Genomic DNA, 25,228 nt, shown 5'->3' on the forward strand with positions numbered 1-25,228 from the left:
GTCAGCTCCTACCAAGACGGTAAAACAGAACCATCGAATTTTTTCTCAATGAAATCTTTTACTTCTTTAGATTGATAAGCTTTCTTTAATTTATTAACAACAGCATCATCTTTATTTTCGGTACGAACAACGACCCAATTCACATATGGTGAATCTTTTCCTTCGCGGAAAATAGAATCTTTCGCTGGGCTTAATTTTGCACCTAATGCAAAGTTTGTATTAATTGCAGCTGCCTTTACTTCACTTAGCTGTGTTGGTAATTGAGATGCCTCTAATTCAACAATCTTTAAATTTTTCGGGTTTTCAATTACATCTTTTGCAGTCGCTTTTTCTGTAGCTTTTGGATCAACCTTTAAAACACCTGCTTTTTCAAATAGCTTTAAAGCACGAAGCTCATTTGTTGGATCATTTGGGACAGCGATTGCATCGCCCTCTTTTAATTCTTTTACATCTTTTAAGCTTTTAGAATATACACCCATAGGGAATGTTACTGTGGAAAATACTTCAGTTAATTTCATGTTGCGTTCAGCTTTAAATACGTCTAAATAAGATTTAGTTTGATAGCTATTTACATCGAGGCTTTTTTCATCTAAAGATACGTTTGGCGCTACATAATCATTAAATACCTTTACATCAATTTCGAGACCATCTTTTGCTGCAACTTCTTTCACCTTTTCAAAAATTTGTTCATGCGGTCCACCCGTTACGCCGACAGTAATCTTTTTCTCATCTAATGCTTTTACATCTTTATCAGAATTAGCACCACATGCACCTAACAATAATACAGCTCCGCTTACAATACTTAATAATACCTTTTTCATCTATAATTCCCCCTTAATATACGTTCCAAAATAAAAAGCACCTCTCAAAAATAAGAGAGGTGCCGAATAGACGAAATAGGTTCCTCTCTTATCTTCCAAAACGAAAATCGTTCTGCAGGAATTAGCACCTTAGCTTATACGTTATAAGCTCGGTTGCCGGGCATCATCGGGCCAGTCCCTCCGCCACTCTTGATAAGAGTATGTGTATGTAGTTTTTTAATATGGTACTAATAGTAAATCTTACAAAAAGAATTGTCAATATTATTTTCTGAATATATTTTATTTTAAGATAATCGAAACGTTCCCTTTTTTATGTCCCTTTTCCACATACATATGAGCTTCAGCAATTTCTTCTAATCGGTAAGTTCTATCAATAACGGGCTTTAGTTTTTCCGTTTCGACTAGTTTTTTTAATAGAATCATATCCTCTTTACTTACCTTGGCCATCATTCCATTAACAGATACATATTTTCCATTGGGTGTTAATGTATTTGTACAAAGGGATTTTTTATACTTCCCAACTGCATCAAATATAATATCGTAGCATTTGCCTTGCTTAGTAAAATCTTCTTTCGTATAATCAATTACTTTATCAGCTCCTAAAGATTGCACGAGTTCAAAATTTGAATTACTACAAACAGCCGTAACGGTCGCGCCGAAATATTTAGCAAGTTGTACAGCAGCTGTTCCTACTGATCCGGAGGCACCATATATGAGCACTTGTTGCCCTTTTTTTATACGGCCCTTTCTCAGGAAATGTAATGCTGAAGTTCCGCCAAAAGGAATAACTGCCGCTTCTTCATACGTCACATTGGTAGGTTTTAATGTTATTAATCCACTTTCATGTACGCATGTGTACTCGGCATAACCACCGAGGTTTAGTTCTGTTAATGCAAAAATTGGATCACCTTTTTTAAATTGAGTTACATCTGTTCCTACTTCTTCGATTTCACCGGATAACTCTACGCCGAGTACAGGTTTTCTCGGTTTTCTGAAACCTAATATGATCCTCATAGGAATCCAAAATAAGAGGGGGCTATTAAAGCCGCGTATTCTACAATCTCCAGTCGTTACACTTGTTGCGTGAATTTTAATTAATACTTCGTTCTTTTTAGGTGTAGGTTTCTCTATATTTTGAAGCTGAAGAACGTTAGGTGGTCCATACTGTGTGCAAATGATCGCCTTCATAATGACCTCCTGAAATGAGTTGTTGTTATTTACATCATATTTAAAACCTTCATTAAACATGTCGCTATATAGCGAATAAAGATTAAAAATTATATAGATTTCGTAGGAAAAGAGGTGATATTATTTTGGGAAAGGGGGCGACATTATGAAAAAAACTATTATTATTTCAAGTTTAGTGCTTGCAATCAGTCTAGGGGTAGGGTGTAGCAATGAGAAAACAACAAAGACGGATGAACCGAAAAAAGAATCAGTTCAAAAAGAAAAGGAATTAGAAGCGAAGGATGTTTTCAAGAAAACGAACGAAGCTTTTAAAAATGAAGAAAATGTAATGATGACATATGATGTAGGGTTAAAAGCTGAGGGAACAGAGATGGATATATTAAAGGCTAAAATGCAATTAGAGCCAAAGACAAAGAATTCTCGTTCTGAAATGAATATTTCTGGTACAGATGTTGTAGTGTATACTGTGGATGGTAAAGTTGCTGGTGAGGTGAAAAACCCTAATACAGGAGAAGTTATAACCGTACCAGAGGAGCAATTAAACGCTGGTGGAATGAAAGCGACTCAAGATATTATAGATAATTTAGAAGTACCAGCAGTAGTTTTAGATAAAATGAAGATGGAGAAAAGCGGAGATAAATATAAATTGAAATTTACATTAAAAGGGCAAGAAACAGAAAGTATGTTAACTAGCATGGATGAAACGCAGAAGAAAATGTTACAAGCACAAAATGCGAAGATAGAAGAAGTGGATGCAGAATATATCATTACAAAAGATTTTAAATATGAATCAGCGAAGATAGATATGATTATGAGTAGTAATGGTAAGGATAAGGCACACATTATTATGAATGCAAAATATACGTCGTACGAAAAGTTTGACCCAATACAATTGCCGGCAGCAAAGTAACAGTTTTGATCAGGGGGGACCTAAAATAAGGTGCCCTCTCTTTTTTATACTTTCTTCTTAGGAAAATAGGTACAATATGAAGAGAGAAAACTGTGGAAGAGGAGAGTGTCATTTGAAAAAAAGAAAGATAGCGGTGGTCATTGTAGCTTATACAGTGTTGCTTGCGACATCTATAAATACATATAAAGAGCAACTAGAACATCCTATTATGAGCGATGTAGGGAAGTTGCTTCCAACGAAAATTAAACGTGTTGAAAATGCTGAGGATGAACGTTCATTAAAACAGTTAGTGCAAGATGCAAATGTTTCTGGAGAGAAGATTTCTATTGCAGGTATGCAACATAGCCAAGGCGGACAGACGTATTATCCGAACGGTACGATGCTTGATATGAAAGGATATAATGAAATATTAGAATTCGATCCGGAGAAAAAGAGGATTAGGGTGCAAAGCGGTGTCACATGGAATGACATTCAAAAGAAAATCAATCCATATGGTCTTGCAGTTCAAGTGATGCAATCTCAAAATATTTTTACTGTTGGTGGTTCATTAAGTGTAAATGTACATGGGCGTGATATTCGTCATGAAGCATTGATTGATACAGTAGAGTCGTTCAGATTGTTAATGGCAGATGGTACGGTGCGTAATGTAAATAGAGAAGAAAATGCTGACTTGTTTCCGTATGTAATTGGGGGATATGGATTATTTGGTGTGATTTTAGATGTGACGCTACAGTTAACAAACGATGAATTGTATGAAACGCATACGAAAGTACTAGATTATAAAGAATACTCTTCATACTTTAAGAATAAAGTGCGAAGGGATGAGAATATACGTATGCATTTAGCACGTATTTCTGTTGCCCCAAATTCATTTTTAAAAGAGATGTATGTGACAGATTATGTACTGGCAGAAGATCAACAGAAGTTGAAAGAGTACAGCAAATTAAAAGAAGAAAATATTATAGCTGCGCCGAAATTTTTGCTCGGGTTATCACGTTATAGTGACTGGGGAAAGGGCGCATTTTGGGACATACAAAGAAGTTATTTTGAACGTACAGATGGTAAGTACGAAACGCGAAATAACGTAATGAGATCTGATAGTACTTTTATGGAATACGATAATCCAAACTTGACCGAAGTTTTACAAGAGTACTTTGTACCGATAGATGGTTTTGCAGCGTATATAGATGATTTGCGAAGCGTTTTAAATGAAGAGGAATTAAACCTTCTTAACATTACAATCCGCTATGTAGAAAAGAATGAGAATGCGGTGCTATCTTATGCGAAAGATGATATGTTTGCGCTTGTGCTTCTAATTAATCAAGGGCGTTCTGAAGATGAAATAAAGAAAACAAAAGTGGTCATTCAAAAGATGATTGATGTTACGTTAAAGCATAATGGAAGTTATTATTTACCGTATTATTCTTATCCGGAAAAGGAGCAACTAAAGAAAGCGTATCCTCGCATAGAAGAATTCCTTCAGAAGAAGAAGGAAGTAGACCCAGAGGAAAGGTTTGTGAATTTATTTTATAAGGAGTATAGCAAATGACATATAGAAGATTTGTAGCCTCACAAAGCATTATTATGATGGCGGGTAGTATGGTATTTCCTTTTTATATACTATTGCTTCGAAATGTAGGAAATAGTTTCTCGCAATTTGGCTGGGCGTACGGCTTATTTGCCTTAACTTCAGCTCTAGTATATCCGTTAGTTGGAAGAATCTCTGATAGGGTAGGTGATAGAAAGTTATTAATTATATACGCATGGTCCATGGCTATATTAATGCTTTTTTTCCCTATTGCAACAGAAGTTTGGCATGTATACATTCTCCAAATTTTAATGGGTATTTTAGGTGCTGTGCAGCGTAATACGGAGAAGACATCGTTAGCACGAAAGGTAGCGCATAAGGAAGCTGGTTACGAAATTGGAAAATACCATGTATGGACATCAATTGGGGGCGGAGTAGCTATAATTGCAACTGGTTACCTAGTGGATTTCTTTACGATAGGGACTATTTTTTACATTGCTTCAGTTTTATATGTAGTTAGTGGATTTGTATTAAGCCGCGGTGATAAGTAATTAAAAGTATTTCCATTCCCATTTTTACCTGATTACCCTTTATTTGTTATACTTATGGAGAAGACAAAAGAAAAGGGGACATTGCCTTTGATGAAATTTATAGTTTTAGCTATTCTCACTTTGTTTTTGATTCCATGGACTAGAAGCGGTAATAAAATTCGCGCGGTGGATAAAGGAGGAAATGAGAAAGTTGTAAAGGGTAAGAAATCATCTATTTTAGTTATTCCTGTTTTATTTTGGATAGGTATTGCAATCTATGAATATTTCTGGCTAATTGATGATCGAGCAGATTCTATTCTTACTCATTATTCTGTTGCAGTAGCGATTTTAATTGGGCTTGTTTTATTCTCACAAGAGCAGGTAGGGAAATTAGAAGGTACGTTAAAGGGACTTCTAATGTTTGTTTTACTCGCAAGTTACGGCTATTTTGGTTATTTGCACGATATAGTAATCACGCAAAAAAAATATGATTCTGTTATGAAGATCGAGAAAGATATTTCAGAGCCATTTACTGAAAATGATCAGCCGTTTACAGTGCCGCCAAAGACAGCGGAGAATAAGATGAAAAAAGTATTTGGGGATATTCCGAAAGTAGCTTATTTTGAGCTAGGAGAATTAACGCCACAAATGGTAAATGGAGAGGCCTTATATGTAGCACCAATTGAAGTTTCAGGATTTTTTAAAGCACGTAAAGCTGAGACAATTCCAGGGTACGTAACGATGTCAGGTACGAATCCTGATGCGGAAGCGAAACTGCACCTTGGTTATAAAATGAAATATGTGCCAAGCATGTTTTTCGGTAATAAATTAGAACGTGTCGTTCGAAAAGCAGAGCCAGATTTAGTTTTTAAAGGGAAACCAAAATTTGAAGTTGATGATAAAGGGAAACCGTATTATACAATGACGTATGGTGAATTTATTTCAGGAAGATCTGGATTTGAAGTAGAAGGTGTTGTAGTAGTAGACGCACAAACAGGTGAAGTGAAAAGATACGACAAAGGAAAGGCACCTAAATTCGTTGATGGCGTATTAAATCACGAGACTGCATCTACATTAAATACGTATTTTGGTAAATATATTCACGGATTTTGGAATACAAAATTCTCACAAACGGATATGAAGATTCCGACTGAGTGGGGAACGAAAGAAGGAGTTACACCAATCTTCGGTAAGGATGGAACGTTATATTATTTTACTGATTTCACCTCTCCGAAAGAAGGAGTAGATTCTGCACTAGGCTATTCGCTTATTGATGCGCGTACAGGTAAGTTGTATTACTATAACGGAAAAGAAGTAAAGGGAATTATGGATGGTTCGGCTGCTACAGAAGTAGTGGATAATTCCTTTAAGAGAGAGAAATGGCACGGAACAATGCCGGTTATTTATAACGTATACGGTAAACCTTCTTGGATTGTACCGGTTATTGATGACGGCGGATTAGTACGTGCTCATACTGTCATATATGCTTCTAATGCAAAAGTGTTTGCAACAGGTTCAACGCAAAAAGAAGCACTTGAGAATTATAAAAATGCGCTGAGCGGAAGTGGTGATTCATTTAGACCGACTTCAAATGGGAAAGAAGCGCAAAAAGAAGGTACTGTACAACGTGTGTATAAAGAAAAATCAGGTGAAAATACGATTGTGTACGTACTATTAGAAAACGAGCAAAAAGTATTCATGGTACCGGCGAAGAAATTCCCATATGCAATGTTTACAGAAGTAGGAGATCCAATTCAAATCACATATTTAGACACAGGAGAAATGATGGCATCTGTATCTAAATTTACAAATAGTAATTTGAAAAAGTAAAGCGATAGAGATTCTATCGCTTTTTTTACATTATTAAACAGGAAAATACGGTATACTTGACGTATATTCATGTTGTAACTATAATTGTTACGATTAAGTGTTTATATGAAAGGGTGAATGGAAAAAGTGAATGGAGTTAATCACGAAATATATAAACCTGTAAAGACAAACAGGTTATGGATGATTCTTGTATTAGGGACACTTACGGCAATTGGGCCATTATCTATTGATATGTATTTGCCTTCTTTACCAAAGTTAACGGATGATTTACAAACGGGTGCATCCCTCGCGCAGCTTACATTAACTGCTTGTCTGCTTGGGCTTTCAGTAGGGCAGTTATTTATTGGTTCAATTAGTGACATTTACGGAAGACGCAAACCTCTTATTATCGCTCTTATTATTTATGTTGCTTCTTCTTTACTTTGTGCTGTTGCACCATCGATTTGGAGTTTAGTGCTTTTACGTTTCTTACAAGGTGCTTCAGGATCTGCTGGTATCGTTATATCACGTGCAATGGTACGTGATATGTATTCAGGTTCTGAAATGACGAAGTTTTTCTCACTGCTTATGTTAGTAAACGGAGCAGCGCCTATTTTGGCACCGATTATTGGAGGGCAATTATTACAGTTCACATCATGGCGCGGCGTTTTTATCGTTCTTGGAGCAATTAGTGTATTCATGCTAATATCAGCTACTTTCGTATTACGTGAAACATTACCTCCTGAAGAAAGAGAGACAGGTGGATTATCAGGAACGCTTGCAACATACGGAAAGCTTCTGAAAGATCGTTTATTTATGGGGTATGCATTGTCGCAAGGATTAGTAACAGCTGCAATGTTTGCTTATATTTCTGGTTCACCGTTCGTGTTGCAGAACATATACGGGGCATCACCACAGCAATTTAGCTTATTCTTTGCGATTAACGGTATCGGTATTATTATTGCTAGCCAAGTTACTGGCCGCTTAGCAGGGAAAGTTAATGAGAAAACTTTATTTGTTGCTGGTATTATTATTGCGGCTGTTGGCGGTCTATCATTACTACTTACAATCGCACTTGGAATAGGGCTAATCGGTGTTTTATGCTCGCTATTTCTTGTTGTATCAAGTGTTGGGGTTGTATCAACAACCGGCTTCTCGTTAGCGATGAGAAATCAAAAACAAGCAGCAGGAACAGCATCAGCTTTACTAGGTTTATTACAGTTCATTTCAGGAGCACTTGTAGCACCGCTAGTAGGTATTGGTGGAAGCAATACAGCACTTCCTATGGGTGTTGTTATAGCTCTTTGTGAAATTGGTGCTGTATTATGTTATCTATTTATGGCTAGAAGAAGTGAGAAGCAGTTTGAACTGCAACAAAATAAAAAGTTAGAGGCTTAATACAAAAGAGCTGATTCAAACATTTCTTTGAATCAGCTCTTTTTTTCATTTCTTTGAAATAACTCATACATATTATTCATGATCGCATCATATAAGAAAGCGAGTTTATCCCATACCCAGCGGTTACTGTCGACCTCTTTCTCCCCGCAATCAATAATATCAGTATGATCTGTAATTCTATATGCCCTCTCAACGATAATAGGAGCAATCTTCGGTATGCGTGGAATTTCTTTTAAGACATCTGCAAAATTTCCAATGTAGACATGACCGATAATCTCGATTGTTAAAGATTTATCGGATATATTTAGCACAGTATGAAATTGATTTATATGTTGTTTCTTTAAATATTGGGCCAGCTTAAATGGAGCATGCTTCTTCTTTAATACGCGGCGAAGGCTCTCTGTATTTTCAATATGAAGTGACTTTTCGCGAATAAGGACGCGAATATCTTCGCCCATAAAGGGTATTGTATTGTACATTGATGATTCTCCTTACAAACTGAACTACGCTTGCTTTATGCATATGTAAGTCTAGCATGGTTTGTTCTCTATGTGTGCTTACAGTTTTGTAAGGTGATGTAGTAAAGTGATGCAAAAGTTATTTGCATAAAGTGACGATACTGTGACAAAAATGTTGGTATGTATATTAAGATATCGTCTTAAGTGTAAAAAGTGGGGCGTTCTCGGTATAATAACAAGTGGAGATAAAAGAAACTATAATTAGTAGTAGCTGTAGATAAAAGGAGAATTCGAGATGAAGAAGGTTTTGGGTATTGCTGTAATGGGAAGTATGATCCTTCTAGCAGGATGTAATGGAAATAAAGATACGAAAGAACCGAAAGAAAAGGTAGAGCAATCCACTGAGCAAACAGAAGAAATGAAAGAATACAGCGCAGTACATGAAAAATATGATGCGAAAATAAATAAAGAAATTAATAAGGCGTTACAGTTATTTGAAGTGGCAAAAGAAAAGGGCGGTAAGGAAATAACGAATGCTACATATAAAGAAGATGTGCAAAAGGTAACAACGAGCATGTTAGAAGATATTGATAATATACGTAAAGAAATTCGTGTTCCAAAGTCGAAAGAGCAAGAACATGAGGTATATGTTGGTTTCTTGAATGAATCGGAACAAGCGATGAAAAAATTACAGAAGTTAGCTAAAGAAGAAGATTCATCATTAATTCGTGATATAGAAATTAATTTTGCAACAGCATCGACATACTATAAACGTTTTCAAACAGAAGCGAAAAAATAACCTTGCGTGTGCAAGGTTATTTTTTCTTTTTACCATCTCCGTCTTCATCCTCGGATACTAATATCTTCTGTTCTTCGTGAAATTCTGAAATTGTTTGTCCAGTAATATTATCGAATGGAGTGTAAAAAGAAGTGATGCTTTTCTTTTTAATGAAGAGTTTATAGAAGCCGATGATGACGAGTATGACGATTGTTAATGGCAATCCTATAGTAGCCAGAAGTAGTGGATCCATTTTATAACTCCTTTAAAGTAATTAATTTTATTATAAGCTAAAGTAGTGATTTTAAGAAATAACGCTATTAAAAACTGATTTTTCTAAATATACCCAATTTGATTGACTTTTCATTTTTTCAGAATTATAATTCAAAATATACAATTTGAACCAAATAATAATATAGCAATTTACTTATCCAGAGAGGTAGAGGGACTGGCCCTATGACACCTCAGCAGCGGGTTCTGTAACAGGAACACCGTGCTAATTCCAGCAAGCAAGTCTTGAAAGATAAGTGATGGGCCCTTGTTTATTAAGCCTTGATCTTATTTTTTAAGATCAAGGCTTTTTGTATTCTAGGAAGAGAAAAGGAAGTAATGGGAAAAATACGTTAATAAAACAAAGTAAATTTATGCGTTTAGGGGGTTATTGAAGTGTATGTTATTAAAAAACTATCGGTTATGGTATTTACACTATGGGTTATTACGACAGTAACATTTTTAATTATGCATATTATTCCAGGTGATCCATTTTCGTCAGATGCGAAAATCTTTCCTGAAGAAGTGATACAAAACATGAGAGCGAAGTATCACCTGGATGAACCGTTATGGAATCAGTATGTTGCTTATTTGGATGGGGTAGTTCATTTTGATTTTGGTGAATCTGTTCAATCGACAGGTCAAGGTGTATCGGAAATTATAACAACTGGTTTTGGACCATCGGCAATTATTGGTTTACAAGCACTTGTTATTTCATTGTTAGTCGGAATTGCCGCAGGTACATTTGCCGCGCTATATCATGGGAAAGTGATTGATTATAGTGTGAGCTTGCTTGCGATTCTCGGTATTTCAATTCCTAGTTTTATTTTAGCGCCACTATTTATACAAGTATTCGCCATCCAATTTGAATTACTACCAGTGGCGTCTTGGGGAACCTTCGAGCATACTGTATTGCCTTCCTTCGCATTAGCGTTAGGACCAATCGCGGTTATTACAAGGTTTGTTCGCTCTAATATGATTGAAGTATTGCAGAGTGATTATATTAAGCTAGCGAGAGCGAAAGGTATACCAATTAAGAAAATCATTATAAGACATGCTCTTCGAAATGCAATTGTTCCGGTACTTACATTTGTTGGCCCATTAATGGCTGGACTTTTAACAGGAACTTTCGTTATTGAAAAAATCTTTTCAATTCCTGGTTTAGGAAAATATTTTGTAGATAGTATTTTTAACCGAGATTATCCAGTAATTATGGGAACAACCATTTTCTATAGTGCGCTATTAATTGTATGTATTTTTATTACAGATATCATTCATCGTATTGTTGATCCGCGCATTCGTTCTATTACGTAAGGAGGGGAATGTTTAAATGGGGGCTTATGAAATTAATGACCAGTTATTAACGAATGAAGAGAAAAAAGAATTAACGATAAATAAAGATCAGCAAACGATTAGCCGGAAAAAGGAAGTGTTTCACAAGTTTATATCAAACCCTATAGCAGTTTTAGGGGCAGTGACGTTATTACTAATTATTGTTTTCTCGCTTATTGGCGAAAGTTTAACGCCATTTACTGCGAGTGAACAAGTAAAAGAAGCAACTAATTTACCGCCTAGTAGTGAGCATTGGTTCGGAACAGACGATTTAGGGAGAGATATTTGGGCACGTACTTGGGCTGGTGGGAAAATTTCATTAGTAGTTGGATTAGTAGCGGCCGTTCTTGATATAGGGCTTGGTGTACTTATCGGTGGCTTTAGTGGATATGTGAGAGGACGTAATCGTCTTGGAACGTTAATTGATGAGTGGATTATAAGAGGGATTGAAGTGTTATACGGTATCCCATATTTACTGATTGTTATTTTACTATTAATCATTATGAAACCAGGACTTTTTACAATTATTATAGCTCTTGCGTTAACGGGATGGATTGGCATGGCACGTCTCATTCGGGCGCAAGTACTTTCATTGAAACAAAGAGAATTTGTTATTGCAGCAGAGCGATTAGGTACACCTCATATGAAAATTATATACGGACATTTAATTCCAAACTTAACAGGGATTATTATCGTAAATTTATCATTTACAATTCCAGCAGCTATTTTCTCAGAATCATTTTTAAGTTTTATCGGACTTGGAGTACAATCACCAGCAGCGAGCTGGGGCACGATGACAAACGATGCACTCGGGACATTACTAAGCGGAGAGTGGTGGCAACTTTTCTTCCCGGCAATTATGATTGCACTCATCATGTTCGCATTTAATGCGATTGGTGATGGTTTGCAAGATGCGATTGATCCGAAAATCGTAAAACGTAATCGAAAGGAGAAAAAACATGGCACAAATCTTATCTTTAGAAAACGTAACGTTGGCCGTTGAAAAAGAGAATAGTAAGCAAGCAATTGTGAAGCATGTTTCCTTTTCTATTAACGAAGGTGAAATAGTTGCACTTGTCGGAGAAAGTGGTTCAGGGAAAAGTGTTACAGCACAATCAATTATCGGCTTAAATCAAGAATCGATTCATATTGATGATGGAAATATATCTTTCCAATCAAAGGAATTAACGGATTTACAAGAATCAGAATGGAATCAAATTCGCGGGAAAGATATTTCCTTTATCTTTCAAGACCCGCTTTCATCTTTAAATCCGACGATGAAGGTCGGAAGGCAAATTACAGAAGTAATTGTGCAGCATGAAAAGAAATCGAAGAAAGAGGCAAAAGAAATTGCAATTAACTTACTAAATGATTTAGGGATACATGAAGCAGAGAAACGCTTTGAACAATACCCGTATCAGTTGAGCGGAGGTATGAGGCAGCGTATTTGTTTAGCAATTGCATTTGCTTGTCACCCGAAGCTCGTTATTGCAGATGAACCTACAACAGCATTAGATGTAACGATTCAAAAGCAAATTATGGAGTTGTTAAAAGAAAGAAAGGAAAAACAAAATACGAGTATTTTATTAATTACACATGATTTGGCACTTGTACGTGAAGTAGCTGACCGAGTAGTAGTTATGTACGGGGGACGTGTTGTTGAAAAAGGAACGATTCAAGAAGTAATTGGCTCACCTAAGCACCCTTACACAAAAAGTTTATTGCAAGCAATTCCGAATATGGATGATTCAGAAAAGGTACTTAGAGCAATTGAGGGAACAACACCTTCAATTGAAACGTTAAATAGTTTTGGATGCCCGTTTGTGAATCGTTGTCCTGTAGCGATAAAAGAATGTATTCATCGCTTCCCAGAGAGAACAACATATTCTGAGGAGCATAGTTCACATTGCTGGCAGCATATTCTGGAGCATAATAAAGCGAAATCAAAAGAGAGGGTGAATGCCTCATGACGACAGATTTAATTACTGTAAAGCAAGTAACGAAAACGTATGGAAGTAAAAATAAAGAAATCGCAGCGTTAAAAGGTATATCACTTTCTATCCCAAAAGGAACAACGCTTGGCATTATTGGAGAAAGTGGTTCTGGAAAGACAACACTTGGTAAGCTCATAGCTGGGATCGAGCGTCCAACGTCTGGTGAAATTGATTATAACGGTCAAGTTGTTCACAAGCTGAAGTCAGCTCATAAGCGGGATTTCTTACAGAAAGTACAGTTCATTTTTCAAGATTCCACAGCTGCATTAAATCCGCGCTGGAAAGTACGCGATATTGTAACAGAAGGCTATATTTCATTCGGTTTAGGCGATAAAGGATTGAAAGATAAGGTCGCAGGTGATGCACTAGAGCGTGTTGGATTAGATAGACGATATATTGATCGCTATCCACACGAATTTAGCGGAGGACAACGTCAACGTATTGCCATTGCAAGAGCGCTATTATGTGAGCCAGAAGTATTAATCCTTGATGAACCAATTTCAGCATTAGATGTTTCACTGCAAATCCAAATTGTACATTTACTGCAAAAGATTCAAAAGGAACAAGGCTATACATATTTATTTATCGCACATGATTTACCGATGGTTCACTATTTATGTGAAAAAGTGGCTGTCTTATACAAAGGAGAACTTGTTGAATTTGGATATACGGACGAAGTATTCCGTAATCCACAACATTCTTATACAAAAACATTATTAGCATCAACACCAAAAATTTCAGGTTAAAGGAGAATGTAGGATGAAGAAGTTTTTATTATTTGTCATTATGACTGTTTTAGCAATAACTTCTGTTGCTTGTGGTAAGAAAGAGACGCAAAAGGCGAGTGCTGGTAAGGGAGAAGGGGATCGATTAGTAACGAATATTAGCAGTGATCCGTATACGCTTGATTCTGCCATTGCGACAGATAGCACGTCAGGTTATGTAATTGGACATTTATTCTCAAGCTTATATACGCAAGATAGTGATGGGAAATATCAAAATGAATTGGCAGAGAAAGAAGAAGTAAATGCAGATGGAACTGAATATACAATCCATTTAAAGAAAGATATTAAATGGTCAGATGGTTCTCCTATTACAGCAAATGATTTTGAATTTGCATGGAAGCGATTATTAAATCCGAAAACGGGTTCTATGAATGGGACAGAAATGTACTTTATTAAAGGAGCAGAGGCATATAATACTGGAAAAGGTGAAGAAGGACAAGTTGGTATTCAAGTCGTTGATCCTCAAACATTAAAGGTAACACTTGAGCACCCAGTTGCTTCTATTAAACAAAAATTAGTAAGTTCATTATTTATTCCATTATCTAAAAAATCAATTGATGATAATAATAAATTAAAAACAGATCCAAAAGAGTTAATTACGAACGGACCATTCACGTTAAAGGAATGGAAGCATAACCAAGCTATTACAGTACAAAAAAATAAAGAATACTATGATAAAAAGGTAACATTAAAAGAAATTGAGTTTCGTATTATTCCAGATTCTAAAACAGCGTACCAATTGTACAAGTCAAAAGAATTAGATTTACTAAGTAGCTTACCACAAGAGATGATTGAAAAAGAAAAAGGAAACAAAGAATATAAGCGTGTTGCAGGATTCTCATCTTATATTTATTCGTTTAACGTAGAAAAAGAGCCGTTTACAAATGCAAAGGTACGTAAAGCATTTTCATTAGCGGTTGATCGTAAGTTTATCGTTGAAAAACTGTATAAAAATAATGCACAAGAAGCATATGCTTTTGTTCCAGAAGGAGCAAAAACACAAGGTGGTCGTGATTTCCGTAAAGAAAAAGGTGATTACGTAAAATTCGATTCAGCAGAAGCGAAAAAATTATTAGAAGAGGGCATGAAAGAGCAAGGTTGGTCTACATTACCTGAAGTAACATTAAAATTCACTACAGATACACAACATAAAAAAGTAGCAGAAGCAATGCAGGAAATGTTTAAGAAAAACCTTGGTGTAGATATTAAATTAGAGAATAAAGAGTGGAAGAGTTACATCGACACATACAAGCAAAGTGATTTCCAATTAGCTTATATGGGATGGGGCGGCTCTCTATTAGATCCAATTACTAAACTAGATTTATATGCAGGTGATGGTCCAAACAACTATGCAAAATGGCATAATAAAGAATTTGACGCTTTAGTAAAAGAAGCAGAAGTTGAACAAAACGAAGATAAGCGCTTTGACCTATTGCATAAAGCAGAAGATATTATGTTTGATGATACACCATTAATCCCAATTATTTTCCCAAGCTCTTCGTATTTACAAAAATCATCAGTATCTGGCGTCCAATTCATTATCGGTTCTAGTCCAGAACTAAGATACGTAAAAATTAAAAAATAAAGAAGTAGGCAACCGCCTACTTCTTTATTTTATTTCTCTTTTATATTCTTTTTTCGTTCCGTCAGAGAAGACAACTTCTAAAGCGAATTTTTGATAGTCTTTATCAAGTTTGAATACATTTACTACTTGATCGATTACTTCTTGGTCAGGAGTATCTTTATCAAATTTTAATTCTTGTAGAAGTGGGCTTAATTTTGTAATAGCCTCGTCGCCTGTTAATTTTACATCTGCTTTATGGTCTTCAACTTTTGCTTCCATTTTTTTATCGGCTGCTACATTTTTATAATCAGCTTCGTAGTCTTTCTTTGTATCTTGATAGTCCGCTTTTAAATCGAATTCATTGAAATTTAGCTTTAAATCAGCAGGAGCTTCGTTTTTTGCCTCTTCTGTAGTCTTTTTATTAGAAGTTGTATCTTCTTTTGCAGGAGCTTTACATCCTGTTAATGCAGGTACTAGCATAAGAGCTAATAAAATTGATAGTAAAATTCTCATTATAAATTCCTCCTTATGTAAATTTGTTCTATACAAGTTTTTCCCAAAATCATGTAATTATGTATGTGTTGAAAATAAATTATTTTCTCGCAGCTTCAAGGGTAAATGCGCAATTTAAATCAAAAATGATTTGTATGTATATGGTAAATTTAAGTTGTAAGGAGGTACTGAAATGCATGAAGAATATAAAGAGATGATAAAAAAAGCAATCGAATATATAGAGAATCATTTACATGAAGAGCTTACAACAGAAAGAGTGGCATTTCACGGTGCAGTATCGATGTACCATTTTCATCGTATTTTTCAAAGTTATATTGGGATGAGTGTAACGGATTATGTTCGTAAGAGAAGATTAACTCATGCTGCACAGGCTTTAGTATCGACTGAAAGAGCAGTCATTGATATTGCAGTGCAATATGGTTTTTCCTCACAAGAGGCATTTACTAGAGCTTTTAAAAGAATGTTTCAATTACCACCAAAAAAATATCGAAAGTATTTCCAGTCATTTTATATAGAAAGAGAGGGTGTTTCAATGGAAAAAGGTATACCAAAAGGATGGGTATTAAGCGGAAGTCATCCTGCTGAATATGAAATGGGTTTAGATTATGAAGTTGTTCATCAAGGAAAAGTATCTGCATACATAAAAGCAAAAGAGAACGTTACGCATGGAGGCTTTTCAACATTAATGCAAATGTTCCGAGCAGATAAATATGTAGGTAAGAGGTTGCGTTTAACAGCATTTATTAAGAGTGAGAATGTAAAAGACTGGGCAGGATTGTGGATGCGAGTAGACGGAAAAGATACAGAGCCTATTGCTATGGATAACATGCAAAATCGTCCAATTAAAAATACGAATAACTGGCAATCATACTCGGTTGTACTAGATATAAAAGAAGAAGCACTTGGTATTGCATTTGGTGTTTTATTATCAGGAGAAGGTTGTGTCTGGTTAGATAGTATTCGATTTGATGAAGTGGATGAAAAAATTCCTTCAACAGATTTGGCAGAAAACTTTTATGAAACACTCCTAGAAGAGCCGGTGAATCTGCAATTTGAAGAAATAGAAAATTAAAAAGTAAGGAGAAAAGATATGCTCAAATATGTGAAATTGATAAGTATTAGTTTAGTAGTATCGTCGTGTATTATGGGAATCAACTATTTAATTAGTTATCTTTGGTCAGGGCATATACCTTCTTTGACGTGGAGAACATATTTGATATTTATGGTTATATTTATGATGAGTTTTGGTTCAATACAAAAAGAGAGCTATGAAGAGAGTTGATAATCGTCCTTTTAGTCTTCTTAGTATTAATACATATGTATTTATCACTGCATTGGAAAAACAGGTTTGCCGTTTGGGATTATTTCCCGCAACATACGCAGCCAATGGGTTATTATACAATAATATTCGGCGGAGTTAGTTTGGAGGAAAATATTATTTCATTATTACTTATTATACTAGTTACACAATTGGTAGCGGGAATCACTATAGGTATAAAAGGGATAGTAAAGAGGGGAAGTTCTGTAGTTAAAGAAGCATAAAGTAAAAAAGGTATCCTTCGTGGGATACCTTTTTTACTAGCGTTTATTATTTTGCAACTTCTGTCCACTTGTAGTTAAATTCACCGCCGAAGTCAGTTGTTACAAGTCCTTTAATGAAAGAGCGTTGTAAGTAAGAGCGACCTTGTTGGTATAAAGGAGCGACAGCACCATCTTGTAATAAGATTTTTTCAGCTTGCTTCATTGCTTCCCAGCGTGCTTTTTCATCGCCAGCTAAATCTGTTTTCACTTTATGAATTAGCTCGTCGTACTCTTTGTTAGAGTATTTATCGAAGTTATAAGCACTATCTGTTGTGAATAGATCTAAGAATGTAATAGGATCCGCGAAGTCAGGGCCCCAGCCATCGATTCCGATTTCGTAATCACCACTTAATAGTAGTTTTAACTGTTGTTTACGTGGTTGAGGTTTTAAATTCACTGTTAATCCATCTAGATTCTTTTCTAATTCACCTTTTAAATATTCACCAGTTTTCTTAGCTAAAGCATTATCACTTGTTAATAGTTCAATTGTTACTTTGTCAGTACCAAGTTCTTGTTTCGCTTTTTTCCAGTTTTCTTTTGCAGATTTCACATCATCTTTGACTAGATTTCCATTCTCTTTACGGAAGTCATTACCGTCTGGACTTTTTGCGAATTTCGCAGGAACCATTCCTTCTGCTGGGATTGCACCGTTATTTAAAATTGTTTCTACGTAAGCTTTCTTATTCATTGCTTCGTTAATAGCAAGACGTGCATGTTGATTCTTTAATACTGCATTTTTTTGATTTAGTCGTAAGAATTGAATACCTACTTCAGCGCGTTCCTTGAAGTTGGAATCGTTCTTATACTTATCAACAAACTCCGCAGTTAAAGCAACACGATCAATTTGTCCTGAATCATATAAGTTAACTTCTGTAGATTTATCTTTAACGACATTGAAGTTGATTTCTTCTAGTTTTACAGTTTTAGCATCCCAATAGTTAGGGTTCTTCTTCAATTGGAAGCTTTGTTCATGTTTCCAGTTATCTAATGTGAAAGCCCCGTTGTAAATTAAATGATTCGTTTCTAAACCGTATTTATCACCTTGAGATTTTAAATACTCTTCATTGATTGGTAAGAATGTTGCAAATGTCGTTAAGCTTAAGAAGTAGGGAACAGGGCGGTCCAGTTGTACTTCTAAAGTTTTATCGTCAAGAGCTTTAACGCCTAATTGATCGATTGCTACTTCTTTTTGGTTTATTTGTTTCGCATTTTTTATATCAAAGAATAAGAATGCATATTCAGCAGCTGTTTCAGGGTTAACGGCACGTTGCCAAGCGAAAATAAAATCTTTTGCTGTAACAGGAGTACCGTTTGACCATTTCGAATCACGAAGATGGAATGTATATTTTGTTTTATCGGGACTAATGTCAACTGACTCAGCGACACCAGGGATTGGTTTATTATCTTCTCCCATTGCATACAAACCTTCAAAAACATTTCTCATTACATTCATGGATTCTCCATCCGTCGCTTTTGCAACATCCATTGTTGGAATTTCTGAAGCAAATGATAAGTTAATCGCTTGTTTATCAGGTGCTTTATCGTTCGCTTTTGCTCCGCCTGCATTATCTTTATTTCCCCCGCAAGCAGTTAGTAGTAGACTTGCCCCTAAAACAGATGCAACAACAGGTACAACTTTTTTCTTCATTGTTCTTTCCTCCCTAAATGTGTTGTTCGTAACGTCATAATGTCCATGTCTTGAAGTGTAGCTATAGAAGGAGAGAAAACCTATTATAAATATGTGTATATAGGTAATCAGGTATTCTATATGTATATACATGTTGAACTATAATCTATCGTTATATGTTTCAACTTAGTAGACATTACATTTTGATGGTAAAATATTTTGTTTCTTTGATTATTTAGAATATTAACACTGGAAAGAACTATATGTCAATAATAAAAAGTGGAGTGTTAATTTCTTGGAATAATATATTGAAAAAGCAGATTTCCTCATATTAGGGAATCTACTTTTAATATATTTTGCTAAAAAAACAATGGGTGTGGGTGGGAACACGATGATCTAAGTTGCATTTTATCCCGCATTAACGGGCAGTAAGATCCTCACCTCAAAATTCAGTGAAAGCAAAGAAGTTAGGGGGGATCAACTGCCTGTAAAAGCCCGATTGGTGGGGCCGATAATCAGTGGGGGATGAAGAACCCCCACTGATTAAAGTTTCACTTTATTTTTCAATTTTTGCCCATTTGAAGTTTAATTGACCTGCAAAGTCTACTTGCACAATGCCTTTCACATAAGAACGCTCTAAATAAGATTCTCCTTTTTGGTAAAGAGGAGCGATAACAGAGTCCTTAAATAAGATTTTTTCTGATGCTAGTAACGCTTCCCAGCGAGCTTTTTCATCACCAGCCAAGGTAGTTTTAACTTTTTCAATTGTGTCATCAAACTCTTTATTAGAGTAATGATCTAAATTGTAAGGATTATTCGTCGTAAATAGTTCAAGGAATGTAATTGGATCAGCAAAGTCAGGGCTCCAACCGTCAATTCCAATCTCGTAGTCACCTTTTAATAAGAGTGAAACTTGTTGTTTACGTGGTTGCGGTTTTATATTTACTGTTAAGCCATCTAAATTCTTTTCTAGTTGTCCTTTTAGGAACTCACCAGTTTTCTTCTCAAGGTCACCATCACTTGTTAATAATTCTAATGTTATCTTTTCAGAACCAAGTTCTTTTTTTGCTTTCTTCCATAATTCTTGTGCAGATGTTGTATCAACTTTTGTTAAATCGCCGTTTGCAGTACGGAAGTCTTTTCCATCAGGCCCTTTTGCAAAGTTTTTCGGCACGAGACTAAAGGTTGGTGTAGAGCCATCATTTAATAACGTATTTACAAAAGATTTTCGATCAATTGTTTGATCGATTGCTTGGCGTGCAGAAACGTTTTGAAGTACTTTGTTTTGCTGATTCATACGTAAAAACTGTACCCCTACGTTCGGACGTTCTTTAAAGTTAGCATCCTTTTTATATTTATCAACGAAGTCAGATGTTAGTTTTATACGGTCTAATTGTTTGGATTCGAATAAATTTACTTCTGTTGATTTCTCTTTCACAACGTTGAAATTGATTTCTTCGAGTTTGACATTATCTTTATCCCAATAGGTAGGGTTTTTCTTAAATTTAAAGCTTTGTTCATGCTTCCAATCGCTTAGTGTAAAAGCTCCGTTGTACAAGATTTTGTTATCTTCTAAAGCGTACTTATCACCTTGTGCTTTAAAGAATTCCTCGTTGATTGGTAGAAATGTTGGGAACGCCGTTAAGCTAATAAAATACGGAACAGGGCGCTCTAATTCTACTTCAAACGTATGGTCATCAACTGCTTTTATACCAAGTTGATCGGATGGGAGTTCTTTGCTATTAATTTTTTTAGCGTTTTTAATATCCAGGAATAAAAAAGCATATTCAGAAGCTGTTGCTGGATCGACAGCTCTTTGCCAAGCGAAGACAAAATCTTTCGCTGTTACAGGTGTGCCGTTCGACCATTTTGAATCTCGTAAATGGAATGTGTATTTCGTTTTATCAGCACTTACTTCATGAGATTTCGCAACGCCAGGAACAGGTTTATTACCTTCACCAAGATTGTATAAACCTTCAAATACGTTTCTCATTACTTGACCAGAATCAGTATCTGTAGCACGAGCCGTATCCATTGTTCGAATCTCAGTAGGTGAAGATAAGTTTAAAACTTGCTTACTAGGTGCCTCATCTTTTGCATTTGCTCCGCTCGCTTCGTTTTTATAACTACCGCAACCAGATAATAAAATACTTACTCCTACAACTGATGCAATACCGGGTACAAACTTCTTTTTCATTTGATTTTCCTCCTAAATAGTTAATAAGATTGGATGATGATGAGGGAAATGAAAAACAAAAAATCCCTCTTTTCGTATTGAGAAAGAGGGATTTTTACGTACAAGTTATGCACCCGTATATAAACGAAGTCCCTCATTCTATCTTTCAAGCACAAAGCTTGCAGGAAGTGGCACAGTATTCAAAATGAACCTGCTGCCGAGGTTTCAAAGGGCCAGTCCCTCCACCTCTCTTGATACAATGAGTAAACAAATAAATTTTATTAATTTTTGTGTTTCTTTGATAATTCAAAATCTTACACCTTAGATAATGAAGTGTCAATCAAATGGAATATAGTTTAAATTTTCAGTTTTATTAAAAATAAAAAAACCACTGCATATGGCAGTGGTTTCCCTACTAGAAGTTAAAGTTATCTGGATCTGGACCAACGCGATGATTTTCATTCAAAGCTTGAATTGCTTTCATATCATCCGAGCTTAATTCAAAGTCAAAGATGTTTGCATTTTCAATAATGCGGTGTTCTTTAATAGACTTAGGGATTGTTACAACTTCATTTTGTAGATCCCAACGTAAAATAACTTGTGCAGTCGATTTATTATATTTCGTAGCGATTTCTTGTAATGTTGGGTGATTAAGTAGCTGCCCCTGCATTAATGGTGACCAAGCCTCAAGCTGGATGTTATGTTCTTTACAGAAGGCATGTAATTCTTCTTGTGCTAAACGTGGGTGGTATTCCACTTGGTTAACCATTGGTTTAATTTCTGCAATTTCAAATACGTCTTGCAAATGGTGAATATGGAAATTACTCACACCGATAGCACGAACACGACCATCTTTATAAAGCTGCTCTAAAGCTTTCCATGATTCAGTGTATTTTCCTTTTACAGGCCAATGTACTAAATATAGATCTAAATATTCTAGACCTAATTTTTCTAATGTAGTTTCAAATGCTTGTAGTGTTGACTCGTAACCTTGATCACTATTCCACACTTTTGAAGTGATGAATAACTCTTCACGAGGAATACCAGATTCTTGAATTGCCTGTCCAACGCCTTCTTCGTTTTTATATATCGCAGCAGTATCGATACTACGGTATCCATTTTTTATAGCTGCTTTTACAGAATCAATTACTTCTATACCATCTTCAACTTTAAAAACACCCAAGCCGAACCAAGGCATTTTCACGCCGTTATGTAATGTTGTATAGTCGTTTAAACTTGTTAAAGTCATATTAATTCCCCCTAGCTTTTTTATTGGTCGCTTCAACTGCTTGTTGAATGACTTCTGAAAAATTATTTTCATATAGAACTTTTAAGCCTTCAGCCGTTGAACCTCCTGGTGTTGTTACTTGTTCGCGGAGCATAGCTGGATCCTGATTTTGCTGGAGCATAGCGGCAGAGCCAGCAATCATTTGAATGACAAGGTGTTTTGCTGTTTCCTCATCAATACCATAGCTTTTCGTTGCTTCAATTAAACCTTCAGCAAAGTGATAGAGAAAAGCGGGTGCACTACCAGTAACTGCGGTAAGTTGGTGAACTTCCTCTTCGGTACAAAACTGTGAGGTACCGATACCTTTTAAAAGAAGTTGTAACGTTTCTTGATGTGTTTCATCTACAGAATGTCCCGTCGTATATAAGGAGATAGACTTTCCAATTCCAGCAGCTGTATTTGGCATAATCCAAGCAACAGGTGTCCCTTGGGGAAGTCTTTCTTCTAGATAAGATGGTCCGATTCCGGCAGCAACTGTCACGACAAATTGATTAGTTAGAAGAGGGGATAGATCCGCTAATAGCTGTTCATGTGCGACAGGCGGCATTGCTAAAACGATTGTATCTACAGATTTAATATGCTGTTTCCAATCTGTTGTAATCGATAGATCATATTGAGTTTGTAATTGCGTTAGTTTTTCTATGTTACTTCGGTTGGAGACAATAATTTCTTCGATGTATTCTTTACTTGTTGTAAGTAGTCCAGCAAATATAGCTTCTGCCATACGACCGGCACCAATAAATAAAATTCGATGTTTATTAGGCATATCCTTTATTCCTTTCTGATGAGAATATGTTATAAAAAACGATACCATTTTTAAGAGAATTTTGTAAAAAGAAACGGCTTATCGTAAGTGGAATAGATGAGTGGGGAGGTTTACAGGAGAAAATTTATAGTAAGTATAAGAGTTATTTCTTATACTGTTGATAGGGAGTTTATTACATATCTGGGGAGAGATAAATATGGTTAGAAGTCCACTTTTTTTACTCATTTCTAGTATTATTTGCATATTAGTTGGGTTCTATATCCGATCAAGTTATATTGAAATTTTCGCATCGGTTATGGGGATTATTAATGTTTGGTTGCTTGCAAGGGAAAAGGTATCAAACTTTTTATTTGGGATGATTACAGTTGCGGTATTTCTGTATATTTTCACTACACAAGGCTTATACGCAATGGCAATATTAGCAGCCTTCCAATTTATATTTAATGTGTACGGTTGGTATTACTGGATTGCGCGTAGTGGAGAGGAGAAGGTAAAGCCGACAGTTCGCTTAGATTTGAAAGGATGGATTATTTATATACTTTTTATTTTAGTTGCTTGGATTGGTTGGGGATATTATCAAGTCCGTTATTTAGAATCGACAAGTCCATATTTAGATGCTTTAAACGCTGTATTAGGATTAGTAGCTCAATTTATGCTGAGCCGAAAAATCTTAGAAAATTGGCATTTATGGATTTTGTATAACATAGTTAGCATTGTGATTTATATTTCAACGGGCTTATACGTCATGTTAGTATTAGCTATTATTAATCTATTTTTATGTATCGATGGCTTGCTAGAATGGAAGAAAAACCATAAAGAGCGAGAACGTGTAAATAATTATATTTAGAAAATAATTGTAATCAAAAACCCCCCTGAAGCATATACGTTTCAGGGGGGTTAAATATAGTGTGAATTTATGCTTTTGTCATACCAAGCAATACAGCGCCGCCGATAATTAAAACACTACCTAGTGCAATAAAGATCAATTGACGTTTTGTTTTCTTTTCACCTAAGAAGACAATCGCACCGAATGTTGAGATAACGATTCCAGTTTGAGATAACGGGAAGCTTGTCGCTACTCCGACACGTGGTAATGAAAGAAGTAAGAATAAGTTTCCTGTTCCCCATAGTAAACCAGATAAAGCATTACGCATTGCATATTTGTTAAATGGTTTATGTTTAGACGTCAGTACAACCGCACCAACGAACATACCAACTGCCTGTGGTAAAATAGCAGACCAACCATCAATGTTATACCAACGAATAATAATTACATATACAAGATAACCGAAAGTAGAAACAATTAAAGTAAGAAGTCCCTTTTTCAATTGTCCTGGTGGCTGTGCATTTTCTTTATCATCTAGTGATGTGAATACAACACCAACTACGATTAATAGGATTGCAATCGTTCCCAGAACAATCGTTGTTGTAGTAGTCCACTCACGGAAAGCGATAACCCCAAAGATAGAAGTTGCAACAAGTTGCATACCAGTAGAAATCGTTACAGTAGTTGAAACACCTAGTTTTTCAACTGTTTTTAATTGGTTTACTTGTCCTAAAGCCCAGAATAAACCTGAAATAAAACCAACAATCAAGACTGTCATTGTTAAAGCTGGTTGAGTAAATACATACATAACTGTTGCGAAGAATAGAGCACCGATTGTCATACCTACCGTTTGGCTATATGCACCACCGCCCATTTTTACGCTTACTAATAAGATGTTTCCCCATGCGATTGCAGGAAGAAGCGCTAATAAAATGTCCATTACAAGACTCCCTTCGGTTTTCTATACCAATATAATTACATATCGTTCTAACGATCGGTAATGCCCCACTAATAGAGTAGAAGATTACCGATCGCTAAAACAGGATGAAGAACTTACGATATAAATGCGTTTTCATTTCTTCACTT

The 25,228-nt window shown here is 35.7% G+C and carries 24 protein-coding genes, 1 pseudogene and 3 riboswitches; of the genes and pseudogenes, 15 read left to right on the top strand and 10 right to left on the bottom strand.

All coding sequences use genetic code 11. From position 1 onward, the window contains the following. Positions 1 to 8: 8 nt before the first annotated feature. Positions 9 to 821, bottom strand: a complete 813-nt coding sequence (locus MHH66_RS01015) for a MetQ/NlpA family ABC transporter substrate-binding protein (protein ID WP_078185457.1) — start codon at positions 819 to 821, stop codon at positions 9 to 11. An 85-nt stretch (positions 822 to 906) separates the two neighbouring features. Further along, positions 907 to 1,020, bottom strand: a riboswitch (SAM riboswitch). Between the two features lie 80 nt (positions 1,021 to 1,100). After that, positions 1,101 to 2,009 (bottom strand): NAD(P)-dependent alcohol dehydrogenase, encoded by a 909-nt coding sequence (locus tag MHH66_RS01020; protein WP_002124723.1) that lies wholly within the window; start codon positions 2,007 to 2,009, stop codon positions 1,101 to 1,103. 145 nt (positions 2,010 to 2,154) lie between these two features. Between MHH66_RS01020 and MHH66_RS01025 the strand changes: the two genes are divergently transcribed. From MHH66_RS01025 to MHH66_RS01045, 5 genes are all read left to right on the top strand, one after another. Next, a complete protein-coding gene (locus MHH66_RS01025) occupies positions 2,155 to 2,919 on the top strand; it encodes a hypothetical protein (protein ID WP_078185458.1) in 765 nt (254 codons plus the stop codon). 112 nt (positions 2,920 to 3,031) lie between these two features. After that, the gene (locus MHH66_RS01030) at positions 3,032 to 4,468 is read left to right on the top strand and encodes an FAD-binding oxidoreductase (RefSeq protein ID WP_002167147.1); all 1,437 of its coding nucleotides are present in this window, start codon (positions 3,032 to 3,034) and stop codon (positions 4,466 to 4,468) included. Continuing rightward, positions 4,465 to 4,998, top strand: coding sequence for an MFS transporter (locus MHH66_RS01035; RefSeq protein ID WP_002091456.1), 534 nt, complete (start codon positions 4,465 to 4,467; stop codon positions 4,996 to 4,998). The genes MHH66_RS01030 and MHH66_RS01035 overlap by 4 nt, the downstream gene beginning before the upstream one ends. 90 nt (positions 4,999 to 5,088) lie before the next feature. Further along, entirely contained in the window at positions 5,089 to 6,807 is a 1,719-nt protein-coding gene (locus tag MHH66_RS01040) for a DUF3981 domain-containing protein (protein ID WP_078185459.1), read from the top strand. Positions 6,808 to 6,924: 117 nt separating this feature from the next. Further along, entirely contained in the window at positions 6,925 to 8,184 is a 1,260-nt protein-coding gene (locus MHH66_RS01045; RefSeq protein WP_063218209.1) for a multidrug effflux MFS transporter, read from the top strand. A 32-nt stretch (positions 8,185 to 8,216) separates the two neighbouring features. On the opposite strand, the gene MHH66_RS01050 is transcribed toward MHH66_RS01045, so the two are convergent. Continuing rightward, positions 8,217 to 8,663 (bottom strand): hypothetical protein, encoded by a 447-nt coding sequence (locus MHH66_RS01050; RefSeq protein ID WP_002167144.1) that lies wholly within the window; start codon positions 8,661 to 8,663, stop codon positions 8,217 to 8,219. Positions 8,664 to 8,937: 274 nt separating this feature from the next. Between MHH66_RS01050 and MHH66_RS01055 the strand changes: the two genes are divergently transcribed. After that, positions 8,938 to 9,441 carry a hypothetical protein gene (locus tag MHH66_RS01055; RefSeq protein WP_002139912.1) on the top strand — a complete coding sequence of 168 codons (504 nt, stop codon included), beginning with the start codon at positions 8,938 to 8,940 and terminating at the stop codon, positions 9,439 to 9,441. A gap of 16 nt (positions 9,442 to 9,457) precedes the next feature. On the opposite strand, the gene MHH66_RS01060 is transcribed toward MHH66_RS01055, so the two are convergent. Further along, positions 9,458 to 9,673, bottom strand: coding sequence for a DUF3951 domain-containing protein (locus MHH66_RS01060; protein WP_000371388.1), 216 nt, complete (start codon positions 9,671 to 9,673; stop codon positions 9,458 to 9,460). A 171-nt stretch (positions 9,674 to 9,844) separates the two neighbouring features. Further along, a riboswitch (SAM riboswitch) is annotated at positions 9,845 to 9,950 on the top strand. A 136-nt stretch (positions 9,951 to 10,086) separates the two neighbouring features. On the opposite strand from MHH66_RS01060, the gene MHH66_RS01065 reads away from it, so the two are divergent. Genes MHH66_RS01065 through MHH66_RS01085 form a run of 5 tightly spaced genes read left to right on the top strand, consistent with a single transcriptional unit; the run spans position 10,087 to position 15,386 of the window. Continuing rightward, positions 10,087 to 11,004, top strand: coding sequence for an ABC transporter permease (locus MHH66_RS01065; protein ID WP_002140132.1), 918 nt, complete (start codon positions 10,087 to 10,089; stop codon positions 11,002 to 11,004). A 16-nt stretch (positions 11,005 to 11,020) separates the two neighbouring features. After that, on the top strand, positions 11,021 to 12,025 hold the full coding sequence (locus MHH66_RS01070) for an ABC transporter permease (RefSeq protein ID WP_078185460.1): 1,005 nt from the start codon (positions 11,021 to 11,023) through the stop codon (positions 12,023 to 12,025). Continuing rightward, positions 11,982 to 12,992 (top strand): ABC transporter ATP-binding protein, encoded by a 1,011-nt coding sequence (locus MHH66_RS01075; RefSeq protein WP_002091444.1) that lies wholly within the window; start codon positions 11,982 to 11,984, stop codon positions 12,990 to 12,992. The genes MHH66_RS01070 and MHH66_RS01075 overlap by 44 nt, the downstream gene beginning before the upstream one ends. After that, positions 12,989 to 13,762, top strand: coding sequence for an ABC transporter ATP-binding protein (locus tag MHH66_RS01080; RefSeq protein ID WP_002091442.1), 774 nt, complete (start codon positions 12,989 to 12,991; stop codon positions 13,760 to 13,762). Before MHH66_RS01075 ends, MHH66_RS01080 begins: the two co-directional genes overlap by 4 nt. A gap of 13 nt (positions 13,763 to 13,775) precedes the next feature. Beyond that, the gene (locus tag MHH66_RS01085) at positions 13,776 to 15,386 is read left to right on the top strand and encodes a peptide ABC transporter substrate-binding protein (RefSeq protein ID WP_078185461.1); all 1,611 of its coding nucleotides are present in this window, start codon (positions 13,776 to 13,778) and stop codon (positions 15,384 to 15,386) included. A 24-nt stretch (positions 15,387 to 15,410) separates the two neighbouring features. Here the strand turns inward: MHH66_RS01085 and MHH66_RS01090 are convergent, their stop codons facing one another. Beyond that, positions 15,411 to 15,878 carry a YusW family protein gene (locus tag MHH66_RS01090; RefSeq protein ID WP_002139907.1) on the bottom strand — a complete coding sequence of 156 codons (468 nt, stop codon included), beginning with the start codon at positions 15,876 to 15,878 and terminating at the stop codon, positions 15,411 to 15,413. A gap of 172 nt (positions 15,879 to 16,050) precedes the next feature. On the opposite strand from MHH66_RS01090, the gene MHH66_RS01095 reads away from it, so the two are divergent. The 3 genes and pseudogenes from MHH66_RS01095 to MHH66_RS01105 all read left to right on the top strand — a co-directional run bounded on the left by MHH66_RS01095 (position 16,051) and on the right by MHH66_RS01105 (position 17,420). Further along, a complete protein-coding gene (locus tag MHH66_RS01095) occupies positions 16,051 to 16,950 on the top strand; it encodes a helix-turn-helix transcriptional regulator (protein ID WP_002139906.1) in 900 nt (299 codons plus the stop codon). A gap of 18 nt (positions 16,951 to 16,968) precedes the next feature. Next, positions 16,969 to 17,160: a hypothetical protein gene (locus tag MHH66_RS01100; protein WP_002124741.1), complete on the top strand. Its 192-nt coding sequence runs from the start codon at positions 16,969 to 16,971 to the stop codon at positions 17,158 to 17,160. Beyond that, a pseudogene (locus MHH66_RS01105) lies at positions 17,147 to 17,420 on the top strand (hypothetical protein). The gene MHH66_RS01100 and the pseudogene MHH66_RS01105 overlap by 14 nt, the downstream one beginning before the upstream one ends. Positions 17,421 to 17,466: 46 nt before the next feature. Here the strand turns inward: MHH66_RS01105 and MHH66_RS01110 are convergent. The 4 genes from MHH66_RS01110 to proC all read right to left on the bottom strand — a co-directional run bounded on the left by MHH66_RS01110 (position 17,467) and on the right by proC (position 23,316). Beyond that, entirely contained in the window at positions 17,467 to 19,107 is a 1,641-nt protein-coding gene (locus MHH66_RS01110) for a peptide ABC transporter substrate-binding protein (protein WP_016095108.1), read from the bottom strand. Between the two features lie 535 nt (positions 19,108 to 19,642). Beyond that, entirely contained in the window at positions 19,643 to 21,283 is a 1,641-nt protein-coding gene (locus tag MHH66_RS01115) for a peptide ABC transporter substrate-binding protein (RefSeq protein WP_002009939.1), read from the bottom strand. 135 nt (positions 21,284 to 21,418) lie between these two features. Beyond that, positions 21,419 to 21,523: riboswitch (SAM riboswitch) on the bottom strand. 154 nt (positions 21,524 to 21,677) lie between these two features. Then, positions 21,678 to 22,511, bottom strand: a complete 834-nt coding sequence (locus MHH66_RS01120; protein WP_078185462.1) for an aldo/keto reductase — start codon at positions 22,509 to 22,511, stop codon at positions 21,678 to 21,680. Between the two features lies 1 nt (position 22,512). Further along, a complete protein-coding gene (proC, locus tag MHH66_RS01125; RefSeq protein ID WP_002091431.1) occupies positions 22,513 to 23,316 on the bottom strand; it encodes a pyrroline-5-carboxylate reductase in 804 nt (267 codons plus the stop codon). 196 nt (positions 23,317 to 23,512) lie between these two features. Between proC and pnuC the strand changes: the two genes are divergently transcribed. Further along, entirely contained in the window at positions 23,513 to 24,163 is a 651-nt protein-coding gene (gene pnuC / locus MHH66_RS01130) for a nicotinamide riboside transporter PnuC (protein WP_002063476.1), read from the top strand. Between the two features lie 67 nt (positions 24,164 to 24,230). Here pnuC and MHH66_RS01135 read toward each other — a convergent pair whose 3' ends face one another. After that, positions 24,231 to 25,082: a GRP family sugar transporter gene (locus MHH66_RS01135; RefSeq protein ID WP_000353554.1), complete on the bottom strand. Its 852-nt coding sequence runs from the start codon at positions 25,080 to 25,082 to the stop codon at positions 24,231 to 24,233. Positions 25,083 to 25,228: the final 146 nt, after the last annotated feature.

It is taken from the genome of Bacillus sp. FSL H8-0492 (genome assembly GCF_038006145.1).
In the GTDB taxonomy this organism is placed as follows: Bacteria; Bacillota; Bacilli; order Bacillales; family Bacillaceae_G; genus Bacillus_A; species Bacillus_A mycoides.

Bases quoted from the DNA above. Each gene is read 5' to 3' on its own strand.
- MHH66_RS01100 (WP_002124741.1), top strand. From the start codon at position 16,969: ATGCTCAAATATGTGAAATTGATAAGTATTAGTTTAGTAGTATCGTCG.
- MHH66_RS01085 (WP_078185461.1), top strand. From the start codon at position 13,776: ATGAAGAAGTTTTTATTATTTGTCATTATGACTGTTTTAGCAATAACT.
- MHH66_RS01115 (WP_002009939.1), bottom strand. From the start codon at position 21,283: ATGAAAAAGAAGTTTGTACCCGGTATTGCATCAGTTGTAGGAGTAAGT.
- MHH66_RS01095 (WP_002139906.1), top strand. From the start codon at position 16,051: ATGCATGAAGAATATAAAGAGATGATAAAAAAAGCAATCGAATATATA.
- proC (WP_002091431.1), bottom strand. From the start codon at position 23,316: ATGCCTAATAAACATCGAATTTTATTTATTGGTGCCGGTCGTATGGCA.
- MHH66_RS01050 (WP_002167144.1), bottom strand. From the start codon at position 8,663: ATGTACAATACAATACCCTTTATGGGCGAAGATATTCGCGTCCTTATT.
- MHH66_RS01015 (WP_078185457.1), bottom strand. From the start codon at position 821: ATGAAAAAGGTATTATTAAGTATTGTAAGCGGAGCTGTATTATTGTTA.
- MHH66_RS01110 (WP_016095108.1), bottom strand. From the start codon at position 19,107: ATGAAGAAAAAAGTTGTACCTGTTGTTGCATCTGTTTTAGGGGCAAGT.
- MHH66_RS01080 (WP_002091442.1), top strand. From the start codon at position 12,989: ATGACGACAGATTTAATTACTGTAAAGCAAGTAACGAAAACGTATGGA.
- MHH66_RS01020 (WP_002124723.1), bottom strand. From the start codon at position 2,009: ATGAAGGCGATCATTTGCACACAGTATGGACCACCTAACGTTCTTCAG.
- MHH66_RS01120 (WP_078185462.1), bottom strand. From the start codon at position 22,511: ATGACTTTAACAAGTTTAAACGACTATACAACATTACATAACGGCGTG.
- MHH66_RS01055 (WP_002139912.1), top strand. From the start codon at position 8,938: ATGAAGAAGGTTTTGGGTATTGCTGTAATGGGAAGTATGATCCTTCTA.
- MHH66_RS01035 (WP_002091456.1), top strand. From the start codon at position 4,465: ATGACATATAGAAGATTTGTAGCCTCACAAAGCATTATTATGATGGCG.
- MHH66_RS01070 (WP_078185460.1), top strand. From the start codon at position 11,021: ATGGGGGCTTATGAAATTAATGACCAGTTATTAACGAATGAAGAGAAA.
- MHH66_RS01075 (WP_002091444.1), top strand. From the start codon at position 11,982: ATGGCACAAATCTTATCTTTAGAAAACGTAACGTTGGCCGTTGAAAAA.
- MHH66_RS01040 (WP_078185459.1), top strand. From the start codon at position 5,089: ATGAAATTTATAGTTTTAGCTATTCTCACTTTGTTTTTGATTCCATGG.
- MHH66_RS01090 (WP_002139907.1), bottom strand. From the start codon at position 15,878: ATGAGAATTTTACTATCAATTTTATTAGCTCTTATGCTAGTACCTGCA.
- pnuC (WP_002063476.1), top strand. From the start codon at position 23,513: ATGGTTAGAAGTCCACTTTTTTTACTCATTTCTAGTATTATTTGCATA.
- MHH66_RS01025 (WP_078185458.1), top strand. From the start codon at position 2,155: ATGAAAAAAACTATTATTATTTCAAGTTTAGTGCTTGCAATCAGTCTA.
- MHH66_RS01135 (WP_000353554.1), bottom strand. From the start codon at position 25,082: ATGGACATTTTATTAGCGCTTCTTCCTGCAATCGCATGGGGAAACATC.
- MHH66_RS01060 (WP_000371388.1), bottom strand. From the start codon at position 9,673: ATGGATCCACTACTTCTGGCTACTATAGGATTGCCATTAACAATCGTC.
- MHH66_RS01045 (WP_063218209.1), top strand. From the start codon at position 6,925: ATGGAAAAAGTGAATGGAGTTAATCACGAAATATATAAACCTGTAAAG.